22 protein-coding genes and 1 tRNA gene are annotated in these 25,268 nt (G+C 72.4%); 19 read left to right on the top strand and 4 right to left on the bottom strand.

From position 1 onward, the window contains the following. Nucleotides 1-10: 10 nt before the first annotated feature. Together V6R91_RS18910 and gdhA are read right to left on the bottom strand one after the other, a co-directional pair. Nucleotides 11-958 carry a DUF1214 domain-containing protein gene (locus V6R91_RS18910; protein WP_336396463.1) on the bottom strand — a complete coding sequence of 316 codons (948 nt, stop codon included), beginning with the start codon at nucleotides 956-958 and terminating at the stop codon, nucleotides 11-13. Nucleotides 959-1,008: 50 nt separating this feature from the next. Beyond that, nucleotides 1,009-2,391: an NADP-specific glutamate dehydrogenase gene (gene gdhA, locus V6R91_RS18905; RefSeq protein WP_336396462.1), complete on the bottom strand. Its 1,383-nt coding sequence runs from the start codon at nucleotides 2,389-2,391 to the stop codon at nucleotides 1,009-1,011. 198 nt (nucleotides 2,392-2,589) lie between these two features. Between gdhA and V6R91_RS18900 the strand changes: the two genes are divergently transcribed. Both V6R91_RS18900 and V6R91_RS18895 read left to right on the top strand, forming a co-directional pair. Next, nucleotides 2,590-3,189, top strand: a complete 600-nt coding sequence (locus tag V6R91_RS18900; RefSeq protein ID WP_336396766.1) for a gamma carbonic anhydrase family protein — start codon at nucleotides 2,590-2,592, stop codon at nucleotides 3,187-3,189. A 102-nt stretch (nucleotides 3,190-3,291) separates the two neighbouring features. After that, nucleotides 3,292-4,992 (top strand): MFS transporter, encoded by a 1,701-nt coding sequence (locus V6R91_RS18895; RefSeq protein WP_336396461.1) that lies wholly within the window; start codon nucleotides 3,292-3,294, stop codon nucleotides 4,990-4,992. Between the two features lie 15 nt (nucleotides 4,993-5,007). Here the strand turns inward: V6R91_RS18895 and V6R91_RS18890 are convergent, their stop codons facing one another. After that, nucleotides 5,008-7,680, bottom strand: coding sequence for a phosphoenolpyruvate carboxylase (locus V6R91_RS18890; protein WP_336396460.1), 2,673 nt, complete (start codon nucleotides 7,678-7,680; stop codon nucleotides 5,008-5,010). Between the two features lie 162 nt (nucleotides 7,681-7,842). Here V6R91_RS18890 and nhaA point away from each other — a divergent pair, with 162 nt between their 5' ends. From nhaA to hisS, 3 genes are read left to right on the top strand one after another with little or no spacing between them, the layout of a single operon-like run. Next, complete coding sequence (gene nhaA, locus V6R91_RS18885; protein ID WP_336396459.1) at nucleotides 7,843-9,039, top strand: Na+/H+ antiporter NhaA; 1,197 nt, start codon at nucleotides 7,843-7,845, stop codon at nucleotides 9,037-9,039. Continuing rightward, nucleotides 9,036-9,704 carry a MazG family protein gene (locus V6R91_RS18880; protein ID WP_336396458.1) on the top strand — a complete coding sequence of 223 codons (669 nt, stop codon included), beginning with the start codon at nucleotides 9,036-9,038 and terminating at the stop codon, nucleotides 9,702-9,704. The genes nhaA and V6R91_RS18880 overlap by 4 nt, the downstream gene beginning before the upstream one ends. Before the next feature lie 31 nt (nucleotides 9,705-9,735). Further along, nucleotides 9,736-11,025 (top strand): histidine--tRNA ligase, encoded by a 1,290-nt coding sequence (gene hisS, locus V6R91_RS18875; RefSeq protein ID WP_336396765.1) that lies wholly within the window; start codon nucleotides 9,736-9,738, stop codon nucleotides 11,023-11,025. Nucleotides 11,026-11,035: 10 nt separating this feature from the next. Here the strand turns inward: hisS and V6R91_RS18870 are convergent, their stop codons facing one another. Further along, a complete protein-coding gene (locus tag V6R91_RS18870; RefSeq protein ID WP_336396457.1) occupies nucleotides 11,036-12,286 on the bottom strand; it encodes an APC family permease in 1,251 nt (416 codons plus the stop codon). Nucleotides 12,287-12,370: 84 nt separating this feature from the next. Here V6R91_RS18870 and V6R91_RS18865 point away from each other — a divergent pair, with 84 nt between their 5' ends. The 14 genes from V6R91_RS18865 (at nucleotide 12,371) to V6R91_RS18800 (ending at nucleotide 25,225) form a co-directional block, all read left to right on the top strand. Continuing rightward, complete coding sequence (locus tag V6R91_RS18865; protein WP_336396456.1) at nucleotides 12,371-13,219, top strand: SGNH/GDSL hydrolase family protein; 849 nt, start codon at nucleotides 12,371-12,373, stop codon at nucleotides 13,217-13,219. A 19-nt stretch (nucleotides 13,220-13,238) separates the two neighbouring features. Then, a complete protein-coding gene (locus V6R91_RS18860) occupies nucleotides 13,239-13,595 on the top strand; it encodes a GntR family transcriptional regulator (RefSeq protein WP_336396455.1) in 357 nt (118 codons plus the stop codon). Continuing rightward, nucleotides 13,585-14,607, top strand: coding sequence for a DUF1648 domain-containing protein (locus V6R91_RS18855; RefSeq protein ID WP_336396454.1), 1,023 nt, complete (start codon nucleotides 13,585-13,587; stop codon nucleotides 14,605-14,607). Before V6R91_RS18860 ends, V6R91_RS18855 begins: the two co-directional genes overlap by 11 nt. A gap of 31 nt (nucleotides 14,608-14,638) precedes the next feature. Beyond that, nucleotides 14,639-15,325 (top strand): O-methyltransferase, encoded by a 687-nt coding sequence (locus V6R91_RS18850; protein ID WP_336396453.1) that lies wholly within the window; start codon nucleotides 14,639-14,641, stop codon nucleotides 15,323-15,325. Nucleotides 15,326-15,434: 109 nt separating this feature from the next. Beyond that, the gene (gene eno, locus V6R91_RS18845) at nucleotides 15,435-16,715 is read left to right on the top strand and encodes a phosphopyruvate hydratase (RefSeq protein ID WP_336396452.1); all 1,281 of its coding nucleotides are present in this window, start codon (nucleotides 15,435-15,437) and stop codon (nucleotides 16,713-16,715) included. A 33-nt stretch (nucleotides 16,716-16,748) separates the two neighbouring features. Then, a complete protein-coding gene (locus tag V6R91_RS18840; RefSeq protein WP_336396451.1) occupies nucleotides 16,749-17,300 on the top strand; it encodes an FtsB family cell division protein in 552 nt (183 codons plus the stop codon). A 77-nt stretch (nucleotides 17,301-17,377) separates the two neighbouring features. After that, entirely contained in the window at nucleotides 17,378-17,896 is a 519-nt protein-coding gene (locus V6R91_RS18835) for a DUF501 domain-containing protein (RefSeq protein ID WP_336396450.1), read from the top strand. Nucleotides 17,897-17,931: 35 nt separating this feature from the next. Further along, nucleotides 17,932-19,167 carry a S8 family peptidase gene (locus V6R91_RS18830; RefSeq protein ID WP_336396449.1) on the top strand — a complete coding sequence of 412 codons (1,236 nt, stop codon included), beginning with the start codon at nucleotides 17,932-17,934 and terminating at the stop codon, nucleotides 19,165-19,167. Between the two features lie 34 nt (nucleotides 19,168-19,201). Next, nucleotides 19,202-20,641: an NAD(P)/FAD-dependent oxidoreductase gene (locus V6R91_RS18825; RefSeq protein ID WP_336396764.1), complete on the top strand. Its 1,440-nt coding sequence runs from the start codon at nucleotides 19,202-19,204 to the stop codon at nucleotides 20,639-20,641. A gap of 64 nt (nucleotides 20,642-20,705) precedes the next feature. Continuing rightward, nucleotides 20,706-20,779 (top strand) — tRNA-Leu (locus tag V6R91_RS18820). 72 nt (nucleotides 20,780-20,851) lie between these two features. Further along, nucleotides 20,852-22,081, top strand: a complete 1,230-nt coding sequence (locus V6R91_RS18815; RefSeq protein WP_336396448.1) for an alanine racemase — start codon at nucleotides 20,852-20,854, stop codon at nucleotides 22,079-22,081. After that, nucleotides 22,078-23,391, top strand: coding sequence for a D-arabinono-1,4-lactone oxidase (locus V6R91_RS18810; RefSeq protein WP_336396447.1), 1,314 nt, complete (start codon nucleotides 22,078-22,080; stop codon nucleotides 23,389-23,391). Before V6R91_RS18815 ends, V6R91_RS18810 begins: the two co-directional genes overlap by 4 nt. A gap of 82 nt (nucleotides 23,392-23,473) precedes the next feature. Beyond that, on the top strand, nucleotides 23,474-24,040 hold the full coding sequence (locus V6R91_RS18805; protein WP_336396446.1) for a LemA family protein: 567 nt from the start codon (nucleotides 23,474-23,476) through the stop codon (nucleotides 24,038-24,040). Nucleotides 24,041-24,127: 87 nt separating this feature from the next. Beyond that, entirely contained in the window at nucleotides 24,128-25,225 is a 1,098-nt protein-coding gene (locus tag V6R91_RS18800) for a DNA glycosylase AlkZ-like family protein (RefSeq protein WP_336396445.1), read from the top strand. Nucleotides 25,226-25,268 lie beyond the last annotated feature (43 nt).

Here is a 25,268-nt window from a genome sequence, read left to right as displayed (position 1 = left end):
TGCGCCGGACTCAGGAGCCGGACGCCTCCAGGCGCGGGAAGGTCCACGAGCCGTCGAGCACCTCGGGGTGCGGCCGGTAGAGGCGCACCAGGTAGTTCCAGCCCTCGGTGACGGGGATCGCGTTGGCCGTCCCGGGCGGGAAGTCGCCGAAGCGCACGGTGGTCGACCCGTCCGGATTGCGCACGCCGGTGATGTTGTTCACCGTGTACGCGTCGCGGTCGTTCGGTTCGAAGAAGCCGGCGGCGTTGTAGACCGAGATGGACCAGAATCCGTCGACCGGCACCTCGCCGACGGTGAGCTCGTACCGGCCGACGGGGAGGCGGGGATCCTCGCTGACGTAGACCGCCTCGCTGGTGGGCAGCCCGCCCCAGCCCGCGGCGGTGCCGATGAGGTGACGGATCGGGTCGACCTCGTCCCGCGTGCCGAAGGTGCGGTCGAACGACGTCAGGTTGCGGGCGAGTGCCAGGAGGGCGTCGCGGGTCTCGTCGAGCGAGCCGGTGTCGTAGTCCGGATAGTCGAAGGCGGCAGCGGAGGCTGCTGTCAGACCCATGGCGTCCTGGATCTCGTGCACGGCAGCCAGGTCGTCGGCGTCGCCGGGATCGACGAGCGTCCGCACGGCCACCACGACGTGGCGGCTGCCCGGTCGGGCTGCGCTCAGCTGGTACGCACCGGCATCGTGGTAGACCGCCACGACGTGGTGATCCTGGTCGAGCACCATCGCGGACAGGTAGCGGTCTCCGTGCTCCGGGAGCGTCAGCGTCGCGCCGGCGGTCGCATCCACCACGGCGAAGCTGTACAGGGTGTCGCGGTTGAGCCGGATGACGGTCTGGTCGTCGATCGCCGCAGGCGTCCGATTGTGCACGAACCGGTTCACGCCGCCCGCCTTGTGCTGGAGGTCGCGGAACATGCGGTCCGTCTCGGCGCGGGTGAAGTTGTCGGCGCTCACGTGGATGCTCACGACGCCGATCCTGACACATCGGCCCGGAGGCTCGCGAAGCCGCGGTCGGCTCAGATGACGCCCTGAGCCAGCATCGCGTGCGCGACGCGCTCGAAGCCGGCGCAGTTGGCGCCGACGACGTAGTCGCCCGGGTGACCGAACTTCTCGGCGGCGGCGAACGCGGAGTCGTGCACGTCGGCCATGATGGCACGCAGCTTCGCCTCGCTGTCGTCGAAGCTCCAGCGCTGTCGGGCCGCGTTCTGGCTCATCTCCAGGGCGGACGTCGCGACGCCGCCGGCGTTCGCGGCCTTGCCGGGGCCGAAGAGCACACCCGCCGACTGGAACAGCTCGATCGCCTCGGGCGTCGAGGGCATGTTGGCGCCCTCGGCGACCGCGCGCACCCCGTTCGCGACCAGCGCGCGCGCGTCCTCGGCCTCCAGCTCGTTCTGCGTCGCGCTCGGGATCGCCACGTCGACCGGCACCTCCCAGGGACGCGCGCCCTCGACATAGCGCGCGCCGGAGCGGCGCGCCGCGTACTCCGAGATGCGCGCGCGCTCGATCTCCTTGATCTGCCGGAGGAGGTCGACGTCGATCCCGGCGTCGTCGACGACATAGCCGGAGGAGTCGGATGCCGTCACCGGCGTCGCGCCGAGCTGGCGTGCCTTGTCGATGGCGTAGATCGCCACGTTGCCCGAGCCCGAGACGCCGACCCGCTTGCCCTCGAGGGTCTCGCCGTGGACGCCGAGCATCTCGTCGACGAAGAAGACCGCGCCGTAGCCGGTGGCCTCGGTGCGCACCTCGGCGCCGCCCCACTGCACGCCCTTGCCGGTGAACATGCCCGACTCGTGGCGGTTGGTCACCTTGCGGTACTGGCCGAACAGGTATCCGATCTCACGGGCGCCGACGCCGATGTCGCCGGCCGGCACGTCGGTGTGCTCGCCGAGGTGGCGGTAGAGCTCGTTCATGAAGGACTGGCAGAAGCGCATGATCTCGGCGTCCGACCTGCCGTGGGGATCGAAGTCGCTGCCGCCCTTGGCGCCGCCGATGCCCTGGCCGGTGAGGGCGTTCTTGAAGATCTGCTCGAAGCCGAGGAACTTGATGATCGAGAGGTTCACCGACGGGTGGAACCGCAGGCCGCCCTTGTAAGGGCCGAGGACCGACGAGAACTGCACCCGGTAGCCGCGATTGACCTGCAGGCGTCCGGTGTCATCGACCCACGGCACGCGGAAGAGGATCTGGCGCTCGGGTTCGACGAGCCGCTCGAGGATGCCGCCGTCGACGAACTCCGGGTGGGCTTCCAGCACCGGCGCGATGGACTCGAGCACCTCGTGCACCGCCTGCAGGAACTCCGGTTCGTGCGGGTTGCGCGCCTCGACGGTGTCAAGGACGAGGCGGATGGAGTCGGAGGCGGCGATCGCGGCGGGGGGCGAGGCGACGGGCGGCGCAGAAGTCATGGTGCAGGCTTTCGGGGGGTGGAGCGATGGGCCGGGATGCGGCACCTTTTCACCCTACCCACGGCCGAACGGCACTCGGCCCGTGTGACGGCGGTCCCCGGCGCCCGGCGCCGGGCGCGGGGCCGCGGCATCGCACTACGCTGTGAACCGAGCCGCGCCGGCGCCGATGATGCACGGCAGCGGAGGCGAGGAGGCATGATGCGATTCGAGCACCTCGGGGTCACGCCCCGGATCCATCCCGACGCGGTGGTCGCCCCGACGGCGGTGATCAGCGGCGACGTCGTGATCGGACCCGACTGCCAGATCCTGCACGGCGCGGTCGTCACCGCGGAGGGCGGCGCGATCACGCTCGGGTCGAACGTCATCGTGATGGAGAACGCGCTCATCCGGGCGACCGCCACCAACCCCGTGCACATCGCCGACCACGTCCTCGTCGGGCCGATGGCGAGCATCTCTGGAGCGGTGGTGGAGGAGGAGGTCTTCCTCGCCACCGGCACGCGGGTGTTCAACGGCGCGTACGTGGGAGCGCGCAGCGAGGTGCGCATCAACGCCGTGGTGCACCTGCGGACGACGCTGCCGCCCGACTCCACCGTGCCGATCGGATGGGTCGCGGTCGGACATCCGGTGCAGATCCTCTCGCCGGACCGGCACGAGGAGATCTGGGCCGCGCAGCGGGAGCTCGACTTCCCGGGCTACGTCTTCGGCCTCGACCGCGAGACGCCCGACCTCATGGTGCAGCTCACCGAGCGCTACGGACGCAGCCTCGCCCGCCACGCCGACGACCGCCGGCTGGACTGACGCGAGCCCGTCGCCTCCTCCGGCCGGGCCGGCCCCGCCGGCGTTGCGCGAAGCGACCTCGGGACCCTGGTGGGCGCTCGCGGGAGCATCTAGGGTCGGTCCATGGGCCTTCTGGGGACCCGATCGAAGCTCGAACAGGCTGCGGGGGCCTTCTCGAGCAACTGGCGCAACCCCAATCTGCGCCGCGCCCAGCTGAGCTTCCTCGGCGCCTGGACGGCGGAGTGGGCCTTCACCGTCGCGCTGGGAATCGTGGCCTACAACGACGGCGGCGCGCTTGCGCTGGGATTGGTCGGCCTCCTGCGCATGCTTCCGTCGGCCCTCCTGGCGCCGATCCTGTCGCCCTTCGCCGACCGCGGACGGCGGGAGCGGGTGCTCGTGACGGTCTCGCTCCTGCGCGGGGCGGCGACCGCTGTCGCCGCGGCGGTGGTCGTCCTCGCCGGCCCGGTCCTCGTCGTCTACGCGCTGGCCGTGCTGTCCACGATCGCGGCGACCCTCTTCCGCCCGGCCCACTCCGCGCTGCTGCCGACGCTGTCGCGCACCGGGCACGAACTCGCGAGCGCGAACGTGGTTCGGGGTCTGCTCGACTCCGTCGCGACGCTCATCGGACCGCTGATCGCGGCGGTCCTGCTGGCGGTCGCCGACGTGTCGATCGTGTTCGCGGTCGCGGCGGCGGCCTCCTTCTGGGCGGCAGTCCTGCTGCTTCGTGTCCGCTACGACGCGCCCCCGCGGCCACCGGCGCCGCGACCCGACCTGATGCGGGAGGCGATCGACGGCCTTCGCGCCGTCGTGCGCAGCCGCGACCTCCTGCTCATCCTCGGCCTCGCGGCCGCTCAGGCGCTGACGCGCGGCGCGCTCACGGTGTTCTCGGTCGTCGTCGCGATCGAGCTGCTGGGCATGGGCGAGTCGGGCGCCGGCGCATTGATGGCTGCCGTGGGCGTGGGCGCAGTCGTGGGGTCGCTGTGCGCCTCGCTGCTGGTCGGCACCGGACGACTCGGCGCGTGGTTCGCGGTGGGGGTCGCGCTGTGGGGTCTGCCGATCGCGCTGGTCGGCGTGTTCCCCGGGCAGGCGGCCGCGCTGCTGCTGCTCTCGTTCGTCGGCGTCGGGAACGCGCTGATCGATCTGGCGGGGTTCACGCTCATCGGCCGACTCGCCCCCGACGAGGTCATGGCCCGCATCTTCGGCGTGCTCGAGAGCCTGGTCGTCATCTCGATCGGCGTGGGATCGATCCTGGCCTCGGCACTCATCGCCTGGCTCGGCCTGGAGCCCGCCCTCATCGGCATCGGCCTCATCTGCCCGGTGCTGGCGATGCTCTCGTGGTGGCGCCTGCGCCGGCTGGACGGCGCGGTCGGCGCGCTGGATGCCGACGTCGCCCTGCTGCAGCGGGTGCCGATGCTCCAGCCCCTGCCGCTTCCGGCGATCGAGCAGCTGGCGCGGGGGCTCGAGCCGGTCGACGTGCCCGCCGGGCGGGCGGTGTTCGTGGCCGGGGACGTCGGCGACCGCTATTACGTCATCGCGTCCGGTGAGGCGGACGTGATCGGCGACGATCGCGTGGTGGCGACGCTGGGGGAGGGGGAGGGGTTCGGCGAGATCGCACTCCTGCGACGCACCCGGCGCACGGCGACCGTCGTGGCGCGCACGGCCCTCGCGCTCAAGGGGCTGGCGGCGGACCGCTTCATCGCCGTCGTCGTCGGATACGGTCCCAGCGCCCGCACCGCCGCCGCGGCGGTCGACGTCCGGCTCGGCCGCTACGCACCGAAAGGCACGGCGGGCGAGGCGCCGGCCGCCGAGGACGGGCAGCCCTGACGCGCGAGCGCGTGCTCAGCCGGTGTTCTGGAGGCCTGCGGCCACGCCCGAGACAGACAACAGCAGGAGGCGCTGGAGCTCGGGATCGACGGGTGCCCCCTCGGGTGCGGCGCGCAGCGCCCGCAGGGCGCGCAGCTGCAGCAGCGACAGCGCGTCCACGTAGGGGCTGCGCATCTTGACCGCGCGCTGGAGGACGGGCTTGTTGCCGAGCAGCTCGGTGCCGCCGGTGACCCGGATCACCCAGTCCCGCGTGAGCCTCATCTCGTCGCGCACGAGGGCGGCGAGGTCGTCGCGGTCGCCGAGCTCGAGGTAGTGGCGGGCGATGCGGTCGTCGGTCTTGGCCAGGCTCATGGCGACGTTGTCGATCAGGGTGCGGAAGAGCGGCCACTCCCGGTAGGCCCGCTGCAGCAGCTCCTCGTCGCCGACGCGGTCGAGGGCCGTGCCCAGCCCGAACCAGCCGGCGAGGTTGATGCGGGCCTGGGTCCACGCGAACACCCACGGGATCGCGCGCAGGTCCTCGAGGGACTCGACGGAGAGCCCGCGCCGCGCGGGACGCGAGCCGAGCGCGAGGTGGCCGATCTCCTCCATCGGGGTGACGCGGGCGAACCAGGGCGCGAAGCCGGGTGCCTTCACGAGCGAGAAGAAGCGCTCGCGGGATGCCTCGTCCATCGTCGCCGCGACGGCGGCGAACTCGTCCGCCGCCGCCCTGTTGCGCTGCTCGTTGGACGGCGCGGATGCCAGCAGGATGGCCGCGGCCACCTGGTCGATGTGGCGCATCGCGATGGCGGGATCGCCGTAGCGGGCGAAGATGACCTCGCCCTGCTCGGTGAGCTTGAATCGACCGTCCACCGAGTGGGGCGGCTGCGCGAGGATCGCGGAGTTCGCAGGCCCGCCGCCGCGTCCGAGGGCTCCGCCTCGGCCGTGGAACAGGGTCAGCTCGATGCCGTTCTCGTCCGCCCACGCGGCGATCTTCGCCTGCGCCTCGTACAGCGCGAGGTTCGCGGCGACCGGTCCGACGTCCTTCGACGAGTCCGAGTAGCCGAGCATGACCTCCAGGCGCCGGCCGGTGGCATCCAGACGCGCGGCGAACTCGGGGTGCTGCACGATCTCTGCGAGGATCGCGGGCGCCGCCTGCAGGTCGGCGAAGGTCTCGAACAATGGGATCACGTCGAGCACCGGCGGCGTGCCGTCAGGTCCGACGGCGAAGCGGGCGAGCTTGTGGACCGCCGCGAGGTCGTCCGCCGACTGCGTGAACGACACGATGTACCGTCCGGCCGCTCGCGGGCCGTAGCGCTCCTGCAGGAACCCGACGCTCCGGATCACGTCGAGCACCTCCTCGGCCTGCTCGCTGAGCGGGCCGCCCGCTTCGAGTTCCGCCAGCACCTTGGCGTGCACGGCCGAGTGCTGACGCACCTCGAGCTCGGTCAGGTGGAACCCGTACGTCTCGACCTGCCACAGCAGCTGCTGCAGGTGCCCGTACGCCTGACGGGGCGCGCCCGCCTGCACGAGCGAGTCCTGGACCACCCGCAGATCGGCGAGGAGGTGCTCCGGATCCCGGTAGGCGAGGTCGGCGTCGCGCTGACGCGTCGCCTCGATCTTCCGGGCGATGAGCAGCAGGATGCGGCGGTGCGGCTCGTCAGGCGATCGCTTGGCGATCTCCTTCGCCGCGTCCTCGTCGGCGGCCTTCATGCGCTGCCACAGGGCGACCAGCGCGTCGCTCGGCGGCGTGGTGGAGGCATCCAGCGTCAGCGTCCGCCCGATGCGGCTCGCGGTGCGCTCCAGACCGAGCAGCACGTGCTCGCTGGCGATCGCGGATGCCTTGCGGGTGACGGATGCCGTCACGAACGGGTTGCCGTCGCGGTCGCCGCCGACCCACGAGCCGACGCGCACGAAGGAGCGCACGACGGGGGCGCGGCCTCCGGCGGCGGGACCCTGCAGCGCGTCGTCGACGCGGCGGTACACGTGGGGCACGGCGGTGTAGAGCGTCTCGTCGAAGACGGCCATCACCGCGCGCACCTCGTCGGTCGGCGAGGGCTTCTCGGGGCGCAGCGGAGCGGTGCGCCAGAGCGTGTCGATCTCCTCCAGCATGCGCCGCTCCGCCCGCCGCTCGTCCGCGCCGTTGCGCAGGGACGCATCGTGCTCCTCGAGCAGGGCGGCGAGCCGCCGGATGCTCGACGACACCGCCCGACGGCGCGCCTCGGTGGGGTGGGCCGTGAAGACCGGGTGGAAGCGCATGGCCTGGAGGCGCTGCAGCGCGGTGTCGTCGCCGACCTCGGCGGCCAGGCGCACGAAGGCCGCGGCGACGGAGTCCGTGGCCTGCTCGCGGTCGGGGCGCCCGTCGCGCTCGCGGAGGACACGCACGCGCTGGTGCTCCTCGGCCAGGTTCACGAGGTGGAAGTACGCCGTGAACGCCCGGGCGACCTCGTCGGCGCGGGCGATCGTGAAGGACTCGGCGATCTCGGCGGCGCGGGCGAAGGCCTCCGGCGTCTCATCGGTGTAGGCCTGGATGGTCGCGGTGCGCAGTCGCTCCACGTCCTCGTACAGCCCGGGCGAGCCGCTCTCGCGCAGGACCTGCCCCAGCAGCGTGCCGAGCATGCGCACGTCGCCGCGCATCTTCTCGGGAATCGCCTGCTCCGCCTCGAATCGTCCGACGAGGTCGATCGCTTCGGTGTGGGTGAGTTCGCGCATCCCTCCAGGCTAACGGCGCGTCGTTTCGGCGACGTCACGCGGGACGCTGTGTGACGAAGGCCGCCGGGCGCCGTCCGGATAGACTGGGCCCCTGGTGTGCCGGGAAGTCTGGTCGGCGCGGTGCTTCGGCGCCGGAACCCGATGATCGACGAAAGGACCCGTGTGTCCCTGCTCCGCTCTGCCCGCTTTCCGGCGATCGTCCTCCTCGCGGCGGCGATCCTCGCGCTCGTGCTCGCCAACTCGCCGCTCGGACCCGCGGTCGCGTCCGTCAAGGATGCCTACGTCGGCATTCCGGGCGTGTTCGAGATGTCGGTGGGGCACTGGGTGCAGGACGGGCTCCTGGCCGTCTTCTTCTTCATCGTGGCCGTCGAGCTGCAGTACGAGCTCACCAACGGCGAGCTGAATTCGGCGCGCAAGGCGCTGCAGCCGGCGATCGCGGCCGCGGGCGGCGTCATCGTGCCGATCGGCGTGTTCCTGCTGTTCGCGGCACGCTCCGACGCGGTCGACGGGTGGCCGATCCCCACCGCGACCGACATCGCCTTCGCCCTCGGCGTGCTGGCCGTCTTCGGCAGGGGCCTTCCCTCCGGGATCCGCATCTTCCTCCTCGCTCTGGCGATCCTCGACGACATCGTCGGCATCGTCTTCATCGCGGTGCTGTTCACCGAGGACGTCAACGTCGGGCTGCTCGCGCTCGCCGCGGTGGTCGTGATCGTGTTCGGCTTCTTGAGCCGCCGGCTCGACACCCGCGCGCAGGTGCCGATCGCGATCGTGCTCGGCGTGCTGGCGATCGCCACGTGGGTGCTGGTCTACCTGTCGGGTGTCCACGCCACCATCGCCGGCGTCGCACTCGGTCTCGCGATGGCGCAGCGTCCCGCCCTGCGCACCCGGCACGAGCTGGAGCCGTGGGTGAACGGCATCGTGCTTCCCCTGTTCGCGTTCTCGGCGGCGCTCGTCGTCATCCCGTCCGTCTCTCCGTCGCAGCTGTCGCCGGCGTTCTGGGGCATCCTCGTCGCGCTCCCGGTCGGCAAGGTCATCGGCATCTCCCTCGCGGGCTGGATCTCGCTGCGCGTGGGCAACCGCGGCGCGACGCCGCATCTGTCCTTCGCCGACCTGCTCGCGGCAGGAGCCCTGGGCGGGATCGGCTTCACCGTCTCGCTGCTGCTGTCCGAGCTCGCCTTCTCCGGCGATCCGCTCCTGCGCGACGAGGCGACCCTGGGCGTGCTGGGCGGATCGATGATCTCGATCCTGCTCGCGGCGGTCCTCGTTGCCCAGCGGGCGCGGCACTACCGCCGCTCGGAGTCCGCGTCGCCGAGCGATGAGATGCCCCCGCCGGCCGCGACGGAGGGCCAGATCGCATGACCGCCGGATCCGGTCCCGCGTCCGACCCGCTGCGCGAGGCGGCCGACGTCATGCGCGCGGTGCGCGACCGCTGCGTGTGGACGCAGCAGATCGACCACCGCGCACTGGTCCCGTACCTCGTCGAGGAGAGCGCGGAGCTCATCGACGCCGTGGAGGACGGCACCCGCGACGAGCTGCGCGAAGAGCTGGGCGACCTGCTGTGGCAGGTGCTGTTCCACGCCGAGATCGCCTCGCGCGACCCCGAGGCGCCGTTCGACATCGACGACGTCGCCCGCGGGCTGACCGAGAAGATGGTGCGACGCCACCCGCACGTCTTCGGCGACGCCGTGGCGACCACGCCCGAAGAGGTGCTCGTGCACTGGAACGCCGCCAAGGCAGCGGAGAAGCACCACCGGCGCTCGGTGCTGGAGGGCGTGAGCGAGCGGATGCCGAGCCTCGCGCTCGCCCAGAAGCTGCTGTCCAAGGGGTCGCAGGTCGGGGTCTCCGCAGCGGCCGGGTCGTCCGAGCCGGATTCCGAGGCCGAGCTCGGCGACGCGCTGCTGGCCCTCGTGGCGACGGCGCGCGCCAACGGGTGGGACGCCGAGCGCGCGCTGCGCGAGCGTCTGCGCGGGCTCGAGCACGACATCCGCGCCGCCGAGGGCACCCCGGGCGACCTGGAAGGATAGGGGCGTGGCATCCGTCAATCCGCCGCGCGGCATGCGCGACTTCCTCCCCGCTGAGAAGGCCCGGCGCGAGCGTGTGCTCGCCGTCATCCGTGAGCGCTATCGCGTGCACGGCTTCGACGAGATCGAGACGCCCGTGATGGAGGAGTACTCCCGGCTCCACGCCGGGATCGGCGGCGACAACGAGAAGCTCGCTTACAACGTGCTCAAGCGGGGGCTCGACGCCGAGGCGATCCGCGCGGCCGCCGACGACCCGGCGAGCCTGACCGATCTCGGCCTGCGCTATGACCTCACGGTCCCGCTCGCACGGTTCTACGCGACCAACCGCGGGCAGCTCCCCGCCGTCTTCCGCTCCATCCAGATCGCACCGGTCTGGCGCGCGGAGCGTCCGCAGAAGGGCCGCTACCGCCAGTTCGTGCAGTGCGACATCGACATCATCGGCGACCCGTCGCCCCGCGCCGAGGCCGAGCTCATCGTGGCCACCCTCGACACGCTCGACGCGATGGGCCTGGACGGCGGGAGCGTGCGCATCAACGACCGCCGGGTGCTGGACTGGATGCTGGACAGCTTCGGATTCGGCGTCGAGGAGCGTCCGGGCGTGCTGATCACCGTCGACAAGCTCGACAAGCTGGGCCCCGAGGGGATCGTGGCCGAGTTGCGCGACCGCGGGGCGTCCCCGGCCGCGGTCGACGCCTTCGAGGCGTTCCTGCGCCGCCCGATGACGCTCGAGTACAACCCGTACGGTGAACGCCAGATCCGCAAGGCGCTGCCCGAGGGCGCGCCCGACGACGTCGTCGCGGATCTCGTCGGCATCGGGCACGCGGTGGCCGCGGCCCGCGCGGCGACGCCGGGCGCGACGGCAGGCGACGAGGGTCTCGCGGACATCCCGGTCGTGTTCGACCCCTTCCTCGTGCGCGGCATGGGCTACTACACCGGAACGATCTTCGAGCTCGCCCACCCGTCCGTGGAGTACTCGCTCGGCGGCGGTGGCCGCTACGACGGCATGGTCGGCCGCTTCCTCGGGCAGGACGCCCCGGCGGTCGGGTTCTCGATCGGCTTCGAGCGCATCGTGGACCTCATCGCGGAGCAGACGGATGCCGCGGCCCCGGCTGTCGTCCTCGTCCATGACCGCGACGTGCCCGAGGGGGAGCTCCTGGCGCACAAGGCGGCCCTCGTGCGTCAGGGATCGCGTGTGCGCCTCGAGCAGCGCACGAAGAACCTCAAGGCGCTGCTGGAGCGCGCGGCGGCGGACGGCTACACGGCGTTCGCCACCGTCGGCGCCGGCGCCGCGACGGCTGCGCTCGAGGTGAAGCCGCTGGGCTGACGCCGGCCGGTCAGGCCCGCCCGAAGCGCAGACGCAGCGCGCGGTAGGCGACGCCGACGGCGACGACGACCGCTCCCGCGGCCACGGACGGCCAGGGGAGCGTCACCGCGAGGACGAGGCATCCGACGCCGCCCAGGATCTGCAGGGCTGCCGGATACCGCCGTGCGTCGCCGCGCTGACGCAAGGCCGCGACGTTCGCCACGAAGTAGTACAGCAGCACGCCGAACGACGAGAACCCGATCGCGCCGCGCAGGTCGACCATCGCGACCAGCACCACCACGACCGCGGCCACGACGAGCTCGGCATGGTGGGGCACATGCCAGCGGGGGTGCACGCCGTCGAGGAACCGCGGCAGGTCCCGCTCCCGGGCCATCGCGAACGTCGTCCGGCTGACGCCGGCGATGAGGGCGAGCAGCGCCCCGAGCGAGGCGGCCGCCGCGCCGACGCGGACCGCGGTGTCGATCCAGGCCCAGCCGGAGCGCGCCGCGGCATCGGCCACCGGCTCGGTCGACGCCGCGACGGCGGCCGGACCGAGGGAGCCGAGCACCGCCACCGCGACCACGGCGTACACGGCGAACGCGATGGCGAAGGCGATCACGATGGCCCGCGGGATGACCCGGCGCGGGTCGCGGACCTCCTCGCCCATCGTCGCGATGCGCGCGTAGCCGGCGAATGCGAAGAACAGCAGGCCGGCCGACTGCAGGATGCCGTACGCGCCGCCCGTCCAGAGGGTCTCGGCCGAGAGCCACCCGGGAGCGGCGCCCGCGGAGAAGGCGGCGGTGACGGCGGCGGCGAGCGCCCCCAGCGAGATCACGACGATCACGCGGGCGGCGGACGCGGTGCGCGTCACCCCGAACCAGTTCACGGCGGTGAGGACGACGACCGCGCCGATGGCCACGGGTCGCTCCCAGCCGCTCGGCGCGGCATAGGCGGCGAACGTGAGCGCCATCGCCGCGCAGCTGGCGGTCTTGCCGATGATGAAGCCCCAGCCGGCGACGAATCCCCACCACGGCCCGAGCTCGGCGCGCCCGTAGGCGTAGGTCCCTCCCGACGTCGGGTGCGCCGCGGCGAGCTGCGCCGACGACGTCGCATTGCCGAAGGCCACGAGAGCCGCGATCGCGAGCCCGATGAGCAGTCCCGTGCCCGCGGCATCCGCCGCGGGGCCCCAGACGGCGAAGACCCCCGCGCCGACCATGGAGCCCAGACCGATGAACACAGCGTCGCCGAGGCCGAGCCGGCGCTGCAGGGAGGGGGATGCCACGGCCGAACCCTAGCGCGCCGGCGTGGCATCTCCGCGTCACCGGGGCGACGGCATCCGTTCATGCGGGTGCTGTGCCATGACGCCATGCCGCGCACCCACCAGGCCGGTCCGGGCGCCGTCGCCGCCGCGTTCGCCGGCGCCGCCATCGGGGCGGGGCTCGTGCTGCTCGGAGGCCGCGCGGTGCTGTCACGGCAGGCGGCAGTCGCCCGCCGTCGCATCGGCAAGCCGCTCGGGGAGGAGGCGCTCGACGCCGACCGCATCTGGGCGCGGCGCTTCGACGGCGAGCCGGTCGACCTCGTCGTGCTCGGCGACTCGATCGCCGCGGGACTGGGCGCCGAGCGCCGAAAGGACACCTTGGGCGCCCGACTCGCGAAGGGGGTCGCGCGCAAGCTCGGCCGTCCGGTGCGGCTGCGGACCGCCGCGATCGTCGGCGCGGAGTCGTCGGTGCTCGCCCAGCAGGTCGACGGGCTCCCCGCCGACTACGCGCCCGACGCGGCGGTCATCGTCGTCGGCGGCAACGACATCACCCACCGCGTGCCCGTGCCCACCTCGATCGCGCACCTGGAACACGCGATCCTGCGCCTGCGCGCTCGGGGTGCGGTGGTGGTGGTCGGGACCTGCCCCGACTTGGGGGCGCTGCGACCGGTGCCGCAGCCGCTGCGCGCGCTCGGCTCGCGCCTGTCGCGCCAGCTCGCCGACGCCCAGGCCGACGCCGCCTCCCGGTGCGGTGCGCGACCGGTGTCGCTGAGGCGCGCGGTGGGTCCGTTCTTCGTCACCCAGCCCGACGAGATGTTCAGTCTCGACAGATTCCATCCGAGCGCACTGGGGTACCGGCGCACCGCCGAGGCGCTGCTGCCGGCTCTCCTCGCGGAGCTCGAGTCGGTCGGCGAGCGCTGGGACCGACCCCACGAATGTCATCTCGACTTGTTCTAGTGGTACTAGAATTAACAGCATGCTGCTCCGTATCGATCCCGAGAGTGACGCCCCGCTGTTCGCGCAGATCGCCGCGTCGGTGCGGGCGGATGCCGCCGCCGGGCGCGTGCGACCCGGCGACCGGCTTCCGGCGGCACGCGACATCGCCGCCGCCCTCGGGGTCAACGTGCACACCGTGCTGCACGCCTATCAGGACCTGCGCGACGAAGGCCTCGTCGAGCTCCGCCGCGGTCGGGGCGCCGTCCTGACCTCCCAGGCGAGCACGCTCGAGGACCTCCGTCACGACATCCACGACCTCGTCGCGCGGGCGCGCGCGGCGGGACTCTCACCCGACGCCCTCGCCGCCCTTGTGAAGGAGATCGCCCGTGACCGTTGATGGCACAGCCCCGTCCCGCCCCGCCCTGCGACGATTCATGCTGGTCGCCGTGTGGCTCCCCGTCGCGCTCGTCGCGCTCGGCGTCGCCGTGCAGCTGCTGCTGCTGCTGCCCCAGGCGCCCGCCACGATCGCCGTCCATTGGAGCGCCTCGGGCGAGGCGGACCGGTTCGCACCCGCGTGGACGCAGCCGATCGCTACCGTCGTCTTCGGCCTCGGCGTGCCGGTGCTCATCGCCCTCACGTCCCTCCCCGGTCTCCGTCGGGGCGACCACGGGCCCACCTACCGCCTGATGGGCGCCACGGCCGCCGCGGTGTCGGCGATGGTGAGCGTGGCGCTGACGTGGACGCTCGCGATGCAGGCGGGCCTCGACAGTGCCGCCGACGCGCCCGCGGTGTGGCCCGCCCTCGTCACGTCGCTCGTCGCGGCGTCCGTCGCCGGCGTCGCGGCGTGGTTCGTCCAGCCTCGTGGCGAGTCGGCGGGTGCCGTGACCCCGCCGGCGATCCCGCTCGCCCTGTCGGCGCACGAGCAGGCGCTCTGGATGCGGACGACCAGCATCGCCCGGGGCGCGGCGATCGCGATCTTCGCGGGAGTGCTCGTCATCGCCCTGTCGGCCGCGGTGGCGGGCGTGACCGGCGCGGAACCGCTGCTGGTGTGGTTCCTGGTCGGAGTCGCGGTGCTGCTCCTGGCGATCGCCGCGACCACCCTCGCCTTCCACGTCCGCGTCGACGACAGCGGGATGCACGTCGAGTCGGTGCTCGGCATCCCGCGATACCACGTGCCGCTGGGCGACATCGAGTCGGCCGCGCGCGTCGACGTGAACCCGATGGGCGAGTTCGGCGGCTGGGGCCTGCGCCTGTCGACCGGGGGGCGCTTCGGCGTGGTGCTGCGCGCCGGCGAGGCGATCGAAGTGCTCCGCCGCAGCGGCACGCGCTTCGTGGTCACCGTGGACGACGCGGCGACGGGCGCCGCGCTTCTCGAGGCCCTGGTGAGCCGGGCGGCCGCCAGGCCTTGACGCCCGGCCCGCGGCCGGATTGGCTGAAGGCATGGCGGCACCCGCACCCGACACCTGGCCCACCCCCGAGAAGTGGTCCCGCGTCGACGCGTACCTGACGGAGCTGCTCGTCGGGCACGACCCCGGGCTCGAACGCGCGGTGGCCGACCAGAACGAGGCCGGACTGCCGGCGATCGAGGTCGCGCCGGTCAACGGCAAGCTGCTCCATCTCATCGCGCGCATGTCGGGCGCCCGGCGTGTGCTCGAGATCGGCACGCTGGGCGCATACTCGACGATCTGGCTGGCACGCGCCCTCCCTCCGGACGGGCTCGTCGTGACGATCGAGGCCGAACCCCGCAACGCCGAGATCGCGCGCGTCAACCTCGACCGTGCGGGCGTGGGGGAGAGGGTCGACATCCGGCTCGGGCGGGGCGCCGACGTGCTGCCGACGCTCGAGGGCGAGGGGGCGTTCGACCTCGTCTTCATCGATGCCGACAAGGAATCCAACACGATCTACCTCGACTGGGCGGCGCGTCTCGGCCGGCCGGGCACCGTCGTCCTGGTCGACAACACGGTGCGCGGCGGGGAGGTGGCCAATCCGGCGACCGAGAATCCGCAGGTCATCGGCGTGCAGCGGGGCCTCGAGATGCTCAGCCGCGACCCGCGCTTCGACGCCACGGCCATCCAGACGCTCGACGCGAAGGGATACGACGGCATCGCGATCGCACTCGTGGTGTGACGCGAGCCTGTGGCCGCGGCATCCGTCACCACCGGACCGTGCCGGTCGCTACGCTGAAGGGCGGACCGACGACGCTCCGGCGAATCACCCTAAGCAAGGAGAAACCCCTGTGGCACAGATCGAGGCTGTAGGCGCGCGCGAGATCCTCGACTCGCGCGGAAACCCGACCGTCGAGGTGGAGGTGCTGCTGGACGACGGCATCGTCCAGCGCGCGGCCGTTCCCTCGGGTGCGTCGACCGGCGCCTTCGAGGCGTACGAGCTGCGCGACGGCGACAAGAGCCGCTACAGCGGCAAGGGCGTGCTGAAGGCGGTCGCGGCCGTCATCGACGAGCTCGGCCCGGCCATCGAGGGGGTCGAGGCGAGCGAGCAGCGCGTCATCGACGAGATCCTCATCGCCACCGACGGCACCGAGAACAAGTCCCGCACCGGCGCCAACGCCATCCTCGGCGTGTCGCTGGCGGTCGCCAAGGCGGCCGCGGACTCGGCCGACCTGCCGCTGTTCCGCTACCTCGGCGGACCCAACGCCCATGTGCTGCCCGTGCCGCTGTTCAACGTCATCAACGGCGGCGAGCACGCCGACAACGGCATCGACTTCCAGGAGTTCTTCCTCGCCCCGATCGGCGCCGACACGTACGCCGAGTCGCTGCGCTGGGGCACCGAGGTCTACCACGTCCTCAAGGGCGAGCTGAAGGCCGCCGGCTTCGCGACGGGCCTCGGCGACGAGGGCGGCTTCGCCCCCGATCTCCCCAGCAACCGCGAGGGCCTGGACTTCCTCATCCAGGCGATCGAGAAGGCCGGCTTCACCCCCGGCCGCGACATCGCCGTGGGCCTGGACGTCGCCGCCACCGAGTTCTTCAAGGACGGCGTCTACACCGTCGAGGGCAAGCCGTGGTCGGCCGAGCAGCTGACCGACTACTTCGCCGACCTCGTCGCGAACTACCCGATCGTCACGATCGAGGACGCCCTCGCCGAGGACGACTGGGACGCGTGGAAGGCCCTCTCCGACAAGATCGGCACGAAGGTGCAGCTCGTCGGCGACGACCTGTTCGTCACCAACCCCGAGCGCCTGCAGCGCGGCATCGACCTCGGTGTCGCCAACGCGCTGCTGGTCAAGGTGAACCAGATCGGCACGCTGTCCGAGACCCTCGATGCGATCTCGCTGGCCACGCAGAACGGCTACCGCTCGATGCTGTCGCACCGCTCGGGCGAGACCGAGGACACCACGATCGCCGATCTCGCGGTCGCGGTGAACGCGGGTCAGATCAAGACCGGCGCGCCCGCCCGCAGCGAGCGCGTCGCGAAATACAATCAGCTTCTGCGCATCGAAGAGGAGCTCGGCGAGGCCGCGGTGTTCGCGGGCCGCGGAGCGTTCCCCCGTTTCCAGGGCTGATGCGCTGACAGCGTTATGACGAGAGGGGGAGCCGTGGGAAAGACGACGGCTCCCCCTTCCCGTACCCGGCAGGCACCGGCCGCGCGCCGTCGTCCGGTGGGCGGCCGGGCCCCGGTCGACGTGCGCGCGTGGCTGGGCGGCATCCGGCTCTCGGGCTTCATGGTGATCATGATGGGCCTCGTGGTGCTCGCCGCCTTCGTGCTGGTGCCCACGATCGGCACGTATGTCGATCAGCGCCAGCGGATCGCCGCGCTCGAGGAGGCGGTCCAGGTCAGCCGCGACGAGGTGGAGGAGCTGGAGTCTCAGCGCGAGCGGTGGCAGGATCCCGCCTACATCACCACGCAGGCTCGCGAGCGGCTGTACTACGTCAAGCCGGGGGAGGTGGTCTACCTCGTCGACGACGACCTGCCGCCCGAGCTCGAGCCGCAGGAGCAGGAGCCGGTGAGCGAGGAGCTCGAGGCCGCACGCGCGGACTGGATGTCGCAGCTCGTGCGATCGGTCGCCGAGGCCGGGCTCGCCCAGACCGTGGCGCCCCTGACGGTGGGCGTCCCCGACCCGGAGCCCGCGACGACGCCGTCGCCGTGAGCGCAGCCGGCTGCGGCATCCGCCCGCGGGCGGGCGCGGTCCAGCGCCCTGCCAGGCGGCGCCGCTAGCCTGGAATCGTGACGACCCCGCCGTTCCCCCCTGTCAGCGACGCCGATCTCGCCGTGCTCCGCGAGCAGCTCGGACGACCCGCCCGCGGTGTGGTGGGGATCGCGGCGCGTTGCGTGTGCGGCAACCCGACCGTCGTCGCGACGTCGCCGCGACTGCCGGACGGGACGCCATTCCCGACGTTCTACTACCTCACCCACCCGGCGGCGACGGCGGCGATGTCGATGCTCGAGGCCGACCACGTGATGCGGGAGCTCTCGGATGTGCTCGCCGGCGACGACGAGGTGGCCGAGGCCTATCGCCTGGCGCACGAGGCGTATCTCGGCGACCGCGCGGCGTACGGCGCCGTCGAGGAGATCGAGGGCATCTCCGCGGGCGGCATGCCGACGCGCGTGAAGTGCCTGCACGCGCTCGCCGGCCACGCGCTCGCCGCCGGTCCCGGGGTCAATCCGATCGGGGACCGGGCCCTCGCGATGTCGTCCTGGTCTCCGCAGCGTTGCGTGTGCACCCAGCCGGGATCCGGCGGATGATGCGTCGCCTCGTCGGTGCCATCGCCTCCACCGCGATGACGCTCACACTCTTCACGGCCGCCCCCGCGGCCGCGATCGCCGCGCCGGCCGACGAGGATCCGGTCCGGGCCGCCGAGTACTGGCTCGACGATTACGGCATCGAGAAGGCGTGGGAGACGACCCGCGGCGCCGGCGTGAAGATCGCCGTGATCGACACCGGCATCGGCCGCGGGCCGATCGAGTTCACCGGTGCGGTGGTCGGCGGCACGGATGTCTCCGGCGCCGGCTCGCCTGACGGGCGCACGCCCGTGGGCGCCGTCGACGCCGACCACGGCAGCTGGGTCGCCTCGCTCGCAGCCGGCCGTGGAACGGGACCGGACACCGGCATGGTCGGCGTGGCGCCCGAGGCGCAGCTGCTCTCGGTGTCGGTCGCCTTCGGCTCGTCGGCCACGCGGCCGTTCTCGGACCAGATCGCCGACGCGATCCGGTGGTCGGTCGACAACGGCGCCGACGTCATCAACATGTCGCTGACCACGAACGTCCCGGACTGGCCCGAGAGCTGGGACGACGCGTTCCTCTACGCCTTCGAGAACGACGTCGTCATCGTCGTCGCCGCCGGCAACCGAGGAAGCGGCACGACCAAGGTGGGAGCGCCCGCGACGATCCCGGGCGTGCTGACCGTCGGCGGCGTCGACCGCTCCGGCAGGGCGAGCGTCGATGCCTCGACGCAGGGCATCACGATCGGGGTGTCCGCGCCCAGCGAAGAGCTCATCGGCGTGTCGGCGGACTCGACACTGGTCTCGTGGAACGGCACGAGCGGCGCCGCGCCGATCGTCGCCGGCATCGCGGCGCTCGTCAGGGCCGCCCATCCCGACCTCGACGCGGCGAACGTCATCAACCGCATCGTCAAGACGGCCGAGCCCGTGGGCGACACCGATGAGTCGCGCCTGCTCTACGGCTTCGGACTGGTGGATGCCGCGGCCGCCGTCGCCGCCGACGTGGCGGCCGTCACCGCCAACCCGATGGGAAGCCTCGCGGACTGGGTGAGGCTGTACCGGCGGGCCCCGGCGGAGCCGGTCACGGAGGAGCCGCAGGCCAGCGCCCCCGTGCCGGCCCTGCCCGAACCGGACGCGCCCACCAGGCTGTCGTCGCCGCTCCTGCCCGACCGGAACACCGTGCTGTACGGCACCCTTCCGCTCACCATGCTCACGGCGGCGGCTATACTGGTGGCGCTCGGCGTCACCGCTGCTGTCCGACGCATCCGATTGGCGTCCCGCGCGCCGAGCCGCTGACACAGGAGGAGTACTCCAAACCGTGACCAACACCGTGCCCAAGATCCTCATCGTCGGTGGCGGATACGCAGGCTTCTACACGGCCTGGAAGCTCGAGAAGCATCTGCGCAAGGGCGAAGCGGACGTGACGATCGTCGACCCGCTGCCCTACATGACCTACCAGCCCTTCCTCCCGGAGGTCGCGGCCGGCTCCATCGAAGCGCGTCACTCCGTCGTGGCGCTGCGTCGCCACCTCAAGAAGACGACCGTCGTGGCCGCCAAGGTCACCGGCATCAACCACGCGAACAAGGTCGCCACCATCACCCCCATCGCGGGCGAGCCGTACGAGTTCGAGTACGACCAGATCGTCGTCACCGCCGGCGCCGTCTCGCGCACCTTCCCGATCCCCGGCATCGCCGACAACGCGATCGGCCTGAAGACCATCGAGGAGGCCGTCGCCATCCGCGACCGCCTGATGTCGAACTTCGACAAGGCCTCGACACTGCCTCCCGGCCCCGAGCGCGACCGGCTGCTGACGGTCGTCGTGGTCGGCGGCGGCTTCGCGGGCATCGAGGTGTTCGCCGAGCTGCGCTCGCTCGCCTCCGCGCTGGTCAAGAGCTACCCGCAGCTGACGTTCAGCGACACCCACTTCCACCTCATCGAGGCCATGGGGCGCATCATGCCCGAGGTCTCGCTCAAGACCAGCGAGTGGGTGCTGAAGAACCTCGCCCAGCGCGGCGCCTCGGTGCACCTCGACACGCAGGTCACCGGCGCCGTGGGCGGCAACATCGAGCTCTCCACCGGCGAGACGATCCCCAGCGACCTCATCATCTGGACGGCGGGCGTCATGGCCAACCCGACGGTGGTGCGCGGCGGCGACCTGCCGGTCGAGGAGCGCGGACGCATCCGCACCCGCGCCGACCTGCGCGTGGGCACCGAGGAGGAGATCGTCGAGGGCGCCTGGGCGGCCGGTGACGTCTCGGCCGTTCCCGACCTCAGCGGCGGCGGCGTGGGCGGCTACTGCGTGCCCAACGCCCAGCATGCGGTGCGTCAGGCGAAGCTCCTCGCGAAGAACCTCGTCGCGGTGCTGCGGGGCGAGCTTCCGCGCGAGTACCTCCACAAGAACCTCGGCGCCGTCGCAGGCCTGGGCCTGTGGGTGGGCGTCTTCCAGTCGGGCAACCTCGCCCTGAAGGGCCCGATCGCGTGGCTCGCCCACCGCGGCTACCACGGCCTGGCGATGCCCTCGTGGGAGCGCAAGTGGCGCGTGCTGTGGGGCTGGTGGAACAACTTCTGGCTGGGCCGCGACCTGGTGAACCTGTCGACCGTCCAGAACCCCCGCTATGTCTTCGAGGAGTTCGCCGCGCGTCCGCGTCCGCCGCAGCCGGTCGAGGCGGCCCCCGCCGAGACGCCGGCCGCCGCGCCCGCTCGCAAGGCGCCGGCCCGCAAGACTCCGGCCAAGGCTGCCGCCGACGCCGGCAAGGTCGCCGCGAACTGATGTGGAACGGATGCCGCAGGCTCGTCTGAGAGGATGAGCCTGCGGCATCCGCGTTCCCGCGATCGCCCCCGTAGCCCAACCGGCAGAGGCAGGCGACTTAAACTCGCCCAAGTGTGGGTTCGAATCCCACCGGGGGTACCGACCCGGTCTGCGCGCTCACCGCGGCTCATCGTAGGCTGGGGCGATGCGCGCGCACCGGAGCCGAGCCCGTTGAGTCTCGACCTGCTGTCCACGTCCCCGGCGGCGAAGCCGTGGAGTCGTCCCGCCGCGTACTGGGGCGAGATGACCGGCGCGGTGGCCGACGTCAGCGGTCCGGTCGCCGCCGTCCACGCCGGCGCACTCCGGTACAACGCGCTGGACCTCGTCGTGCGCGCGGGAGGCGTGCCGATCCGTGTCGCCACCAAGTCGGTGCGCGTCCGCGAGGTGCTGGACGCCGTCCTCGCCCTCCCCGGGTACCGCGGCATCCTCGCGTACACGCTGCCGGAGGCCCTGTGGCTGGCAGACACGCATGACGACATCGTGCTCGGGTACCCGACGGCCGACCGCGCGGCGATCGCGGCGCTCGCCGCCGACGAGCGCGCGGCGGCCCGGGTCACGCTCATGGTGGACGACCTCGCGCAGCTCGACCTCGTCGACGCCGTGGCCGCTCCCGGCGCGCGCCCCGAGCTGCGCGTCGCGATAGACGCCGATGCGTCGTGGCGAGCGTCGGGGCTGGGTCACATCGGCGTCCTCCGCTCGCCCGTGCACGAGGCGTCGGAGGTGGCGGCGCTCGCGCGTTCGATCGCGGCGCGTCCGGGGTTCCGGCTCGTCGGGCTGATGATGTACGAGGCGCAGATCGCCGGGCAGGGCGACGCCACCGGCGCCGGCGACGCCGTGATCCGGTGGATGCAGCGGCGCTCGGCGGCCGAGCTGCTCGACCGCCGCGCCTCGATCGTCGCAGGGCTGCGCGACATCGCCCCGCTCGAGTTCGTCAACGGCGGAGGCACCGGCTCGCTGGAGCGCACGGCATCCGATCAGTCCGTCACCGAGGTGACCGCCGGCAGCGGGCTGCTCGCGGGCCACCTGTTCGACGGATACCGCGCCTTCCATCCGGCGCCGGCGGCCGCGTTCGCCCTCGACGTGGTGCGCAAGCCCGCGCCCGACGTCGCGACGGTGCTCGGCGGGGGCTGGATCGCCTCAGGCCCGGCGCTGGCGTCACGACAGCCGCGAGCGGTGTGGCCGGAGGGGCTGCGCATGGCCCCGCGCGAGGGCGCCGGCGAGGTGCAGACGCCGCTGCGCGGCGACGCGGCACGAGACCTGCGCGTCGGGGACCGCGTGTGGTTCCGCCACGCCAAGAGCGGTGAGCCGGCCGAGCACGTCGACCGCTACCACGTCGTCGACGGCGGGGCCGTCGTCGCCGACCTGCCGACGTACCGCGGTGAGGGGAAGGTGTTCCTGTGACGCGTCCGGGCGGGACATGGCGCAACTGGGCGCGCACCGAGGCGGTGAGGCCCCAGCGCGTGGAGTATCCGCGCACGGTCGCGGCGGTGCAGCGCGCCGTCGCCGCCGCCGCGGCCCAGCGACTGCCGGTCAAGGCAGTGGGCGCCGGTCACAGCTTCAGCGGCATCGCCGTCGCCCCCGGGGTGCTGCTGGAGCTCGCGGACCTCAGCGGCCTCGTCGCCGTCGACGTCGAGCGCGCCCGGGTGACGCTCCTCGCCGGCACCCGGCTGCACCGCATTCCGGGCCTCCTCGCGCGCTACAGCCTCGCGATGGAGAACCTCGGCGACATCGACCGGCAGTCGATCGCCGGCGCCGTCTCGACCGGCACGCACGGCACCGGCGCGCGGTTCGGGGGCATCGCCGCCCAGGTGGTCGGGGCGACTCTCGTGACGGCGACGGGGGATCTCCTGCGCGTGGACGAGGACGAGAACCCCGAGCTCGTCCCGGCCGTGGCGCTCGGGCTGGGTGCGCTGGGCATCCTCGTCGAGGTCACGCTGCAGTGCGTTCCCGCCTTCGTGCTCCATGCGGTGGATCAGCCCGAGCCCCTCGATGAGGTGATCGCGGGCTTGGAGGACCGCGTCGCCGGCGTCGATCACTTCGAGTTCTACTGGTTCCCCCACACCGACCGGGCGATGACCAAGACCAACATCCGCCTGCCCGAGAGCGCGCCGCGGCATCCGCTCCCGCGGGTCGGCAAGTGGGTCGACGACGTCCTCGTCGGCGGCGGCCTCCATCGCGTCGCGTGCGCGGCGGGCGCCGCGGTGCCGCCGCTGGTGCCCCCGATCAACCGGGTGTCCGCGCGGATCTGGGGGAATCGCGAGTTCACGGATGCCTCGGCCCGCGTCTTCGCCACGCGTCGGTCGGTGCGCTTCCGCGAGATGGAGTACGCGCTGCCGGTCGCGAACGTCCGCCCCGCGTTCGAGGCGGTGCGCGCTCTCATCGACGCACGCGGCTGGCGGGTCGGGTTCCCGGTGGAGGTCCGCTTCGCGGCGCCCGACGACCGCTGGCTGTCCACCGCGCACGACCGCGCGTCCGCGTACATCGCGGTGCACCGGTACTGGCGTGAGGACCCGGCCGAGTACTTCGAGGCGGTGGAGGAGATCATGCTCCGCTTCGACGGGCGGCCGCACTGGGGCAAGATGCACACCCTGGACGCCGACGCGCTGCGGCCGCGGTACCCGCGCTTCGACGCCTTCGTGGAACTGCGCGACCGCCTCGACCCGGAGCGGGTCTTCCGCAACCGATATCTCGAACGGGTTCTCGGTGGGTAACGGCTGAGAGTCCCAGGCCGGGCCCGTTATGCGGTGGACCCGCGTCGATAGTATGAGTGCACTACCGAACGGAGCCCCGGCAATGGAATGGCTGATCCCAGTCCTCATCGTGGTGGCGCTCGCCGTCATCGTCGGCATCTATCTGTGGGCGACGTACAACTCGCTGGTGCAGCTGAACGTGCGCGTCGACGAGGCCTGGAGCGACATCACGGTGCAGCTCAAGCGGCGAGCCGACCTGCTGCCCAACCTGATCGAGTCGGTGAAGGGCTATGCGACCCACGAGAAGGCGGTGTTCGAGCGGGTGACGCAGGCCCGCGCCGATACGCTCTCGGCCTCCGGGCCCGCCGAGGCGGGGGCCGCGGAGGGCCGCATGCAGCAGGCGCTGAAGTCGCTGTTCGCCGTCGCCGAGGCCTACCCGCAGCTGCAGGCGAGCCAGAACTTCCTGCAGCTGCAGCAGTCGATCGTCGACACGGAAGACAAGATCCAGGCCTCGCGCCGCTTCTACAACGGCGGCGTGCGCGAGCTGAACACCAAGATCAAGGTCTTCCCGAACAACATGTTCGCCCGCAACCTGGGCTTCCACGAGCGGGAGTTCTTCGAGGTCATCGACGGCGCCGCGATCTCCGAGCCCCCGCGCGTGCAGTTCTGAGTCGAGGCGGGTCGCGAGGAACGAGCGTATCGAGATCTCCCGCGTATCCAGATCTCACTGTCCGCGCCCGCCGGTAGCGTCGGGCGTGTGACACTCCAGCTCACCCGCGGCGAGGCGCGCCGCATCGCGGTCCAGGCGCAGCTGCTGAGCGCGGACCGGCCGTCGGGCATCGTCGAGACCGTCGACGCGCTCACGGTCGTGAACATCGAGCCGACGGCGGCGGTCGCGCCGAGCGCGGACCTCATCCTGTGGAGCAGGCTGGGGTGGCCGTACCAGCCGGCGGACCTCGTCAGGCTCGTCGAGGAGGACCGGGCGATCTTCGAGTGGGGCGGGTTCTACCGCGCCATGACCGACCTCGCCCTGCTGCTGCCCGAGATGCGGCGGCGGCCCGAGTCGGCCCAGGCCCGACAGTGGCTCGCCGCGAACGACCGGTTCCGGCGTGAGGTGCTCGCGCGGCTCCGCAGCGAGGGGCCGCTGCGGGCGGCCGAGATCCCCGACACGGCGCAGGTGTCGTGGCGCTCGTCGGGGTGGACGGACAACCGCAACTCGATGCAGCTGCTCGAGATGCTGGTGCTCTGCGGCGACGTGGCGGTGCACTCCCGCGACTCCGGCGGCCGGCTCTTCGACGTCGCCGACCGGGTGTATCCGCCCGACGTTCCGGTGCTCGACGAGCACGAGGCGGCGCGTGAGCGCGCCGAGCGCCGGCTGAGGTCGCTCGGCATCGCCCGGGCGAAGGGCGTCGCACAGCCCTTCGAGCCGATCGACGTGGGTGCGGTCGGCGAGGAGGCGGTCGTCGACGGCGTCGCCGGCACATGGCGTGTCGACCCTGCAGCGCTCGACGCACTCGAGGGGTTCTCGCCGCGGACGGCTCTGCTGTCGCCGTTCGACCGGCTGGTGTTCGACCGGCGGCGGCTGGACGAGATCTTCGGCTACGAGTACTTCCTCGAGATGTACAAGCCCGCGGCGAAGCGGCGCTGGGGGTACTTCGCGGTGCCGATCCTGCACGGGGACCGGTTCGTGGGGAAGCTCGACGCGAAGGCCGATCGCAAGGCCGGTGTCTTCCGCGTGCAGGCGGTGCATGAGGACGAGCCGTTCACCGACGCCGTGCGCGACGCCGTGGACGCGCAGGTCAGCGAGCTCGCACGCTGGCTGGGACTGGAGGTGTCCGGGCCTGCGCGGCCGTGAGCCCGGACGCCGACCCGACGGCGACGCCGGGCGTCCGCATCCG

It is taken from the genome of Microbacterium sp. CCNWLW41 (assembly GCF_037083505.1).
This window is presented reverse-complemented; position numbering and strand designations above follow the sequence as displayed.

Excerpts from the sequence above, each read along its gene's own strand:
- gdhA (WP_336396462.1), bottom strand. The coding sequence starts at position 2,391 with ATGACTTCTGCGCCGCCCGTCGCCTCGCCCCCCGCCGCGATCGCCGCC.
- V6R91_RS18900 (WP_336396766.1), top strand. The coding sequence starts at position 2,590 with ATGCGATTCGAGCACCTCGGGGTCACGCCCCGGATCCATCCCGACGCG.
- V6R91_RS18895 (WP_336396461.1), top strand. The coding sequence starts at position 3,292 with ATGGGCCTTCTGGGGACCCGATCGAAGCTCGAACAGGCTGCGGGGGCC.
- V6R91_RS18890 (WP_336396460.1), bottom strand. The coding sequence starts at position 7,680 with ATGCGCGAACTCACCCACACCGAAGCGATCGACCTCGTCGGACGATTC.
- V6R91_RS18880 (WP_336396458.1), top strand. The coding sequence starts at position 9,036 with ATGACCGCCGGATCCGGTCCCGCGTCCGACCCGCTGCGCGAGGCGGCC.
- hisS (WP_336396765.1), top strand. The coding sequence starts at position 9,736 with ATGCGCGACTTCCTCCCCGCTGAGAAGGCCCGGCGCGAGCGTGTGCTC.
- V6R91_RS18865 (WP_336396456.1), top strand. The coding sequence starts at position 12,371 with ATGCCGCGCACCCACCAGGCCGGTCCGGGCGCCGTCGCCGCCGCGTTC.
- V6R91_RS18860 (WP_336396455.1), top strand. The coding sequence starts at position 13,239 with ATGCTGCTCCGTATCGATCCCGAGAGTGACGCCCCGCTGTTCGCGCAG.
- V6R91_RS18850 (WP_336396453.1), top strand. The coding sequence starts at position 14,639 with ATGGCGGCACCCGCACCCGACACCTGGCCCACCCCCGAGAAGTGGTCC.
- V6R91_RS18830 (WP_336396449.1), top strand. The coding sequence starts at position 17,932 with ATGACGCTCACACTCTTCACGGCCGCCCCCGCGGCCGCGATCGCCGCG.
- V6R91_RS18805 (WP_336396446.1), top strand. The coding sequence starts at position 23,474 with ATGGAATGGCTGATCCCAGTCCTCATCGTGGTGGCGCTCGCCGTCATC.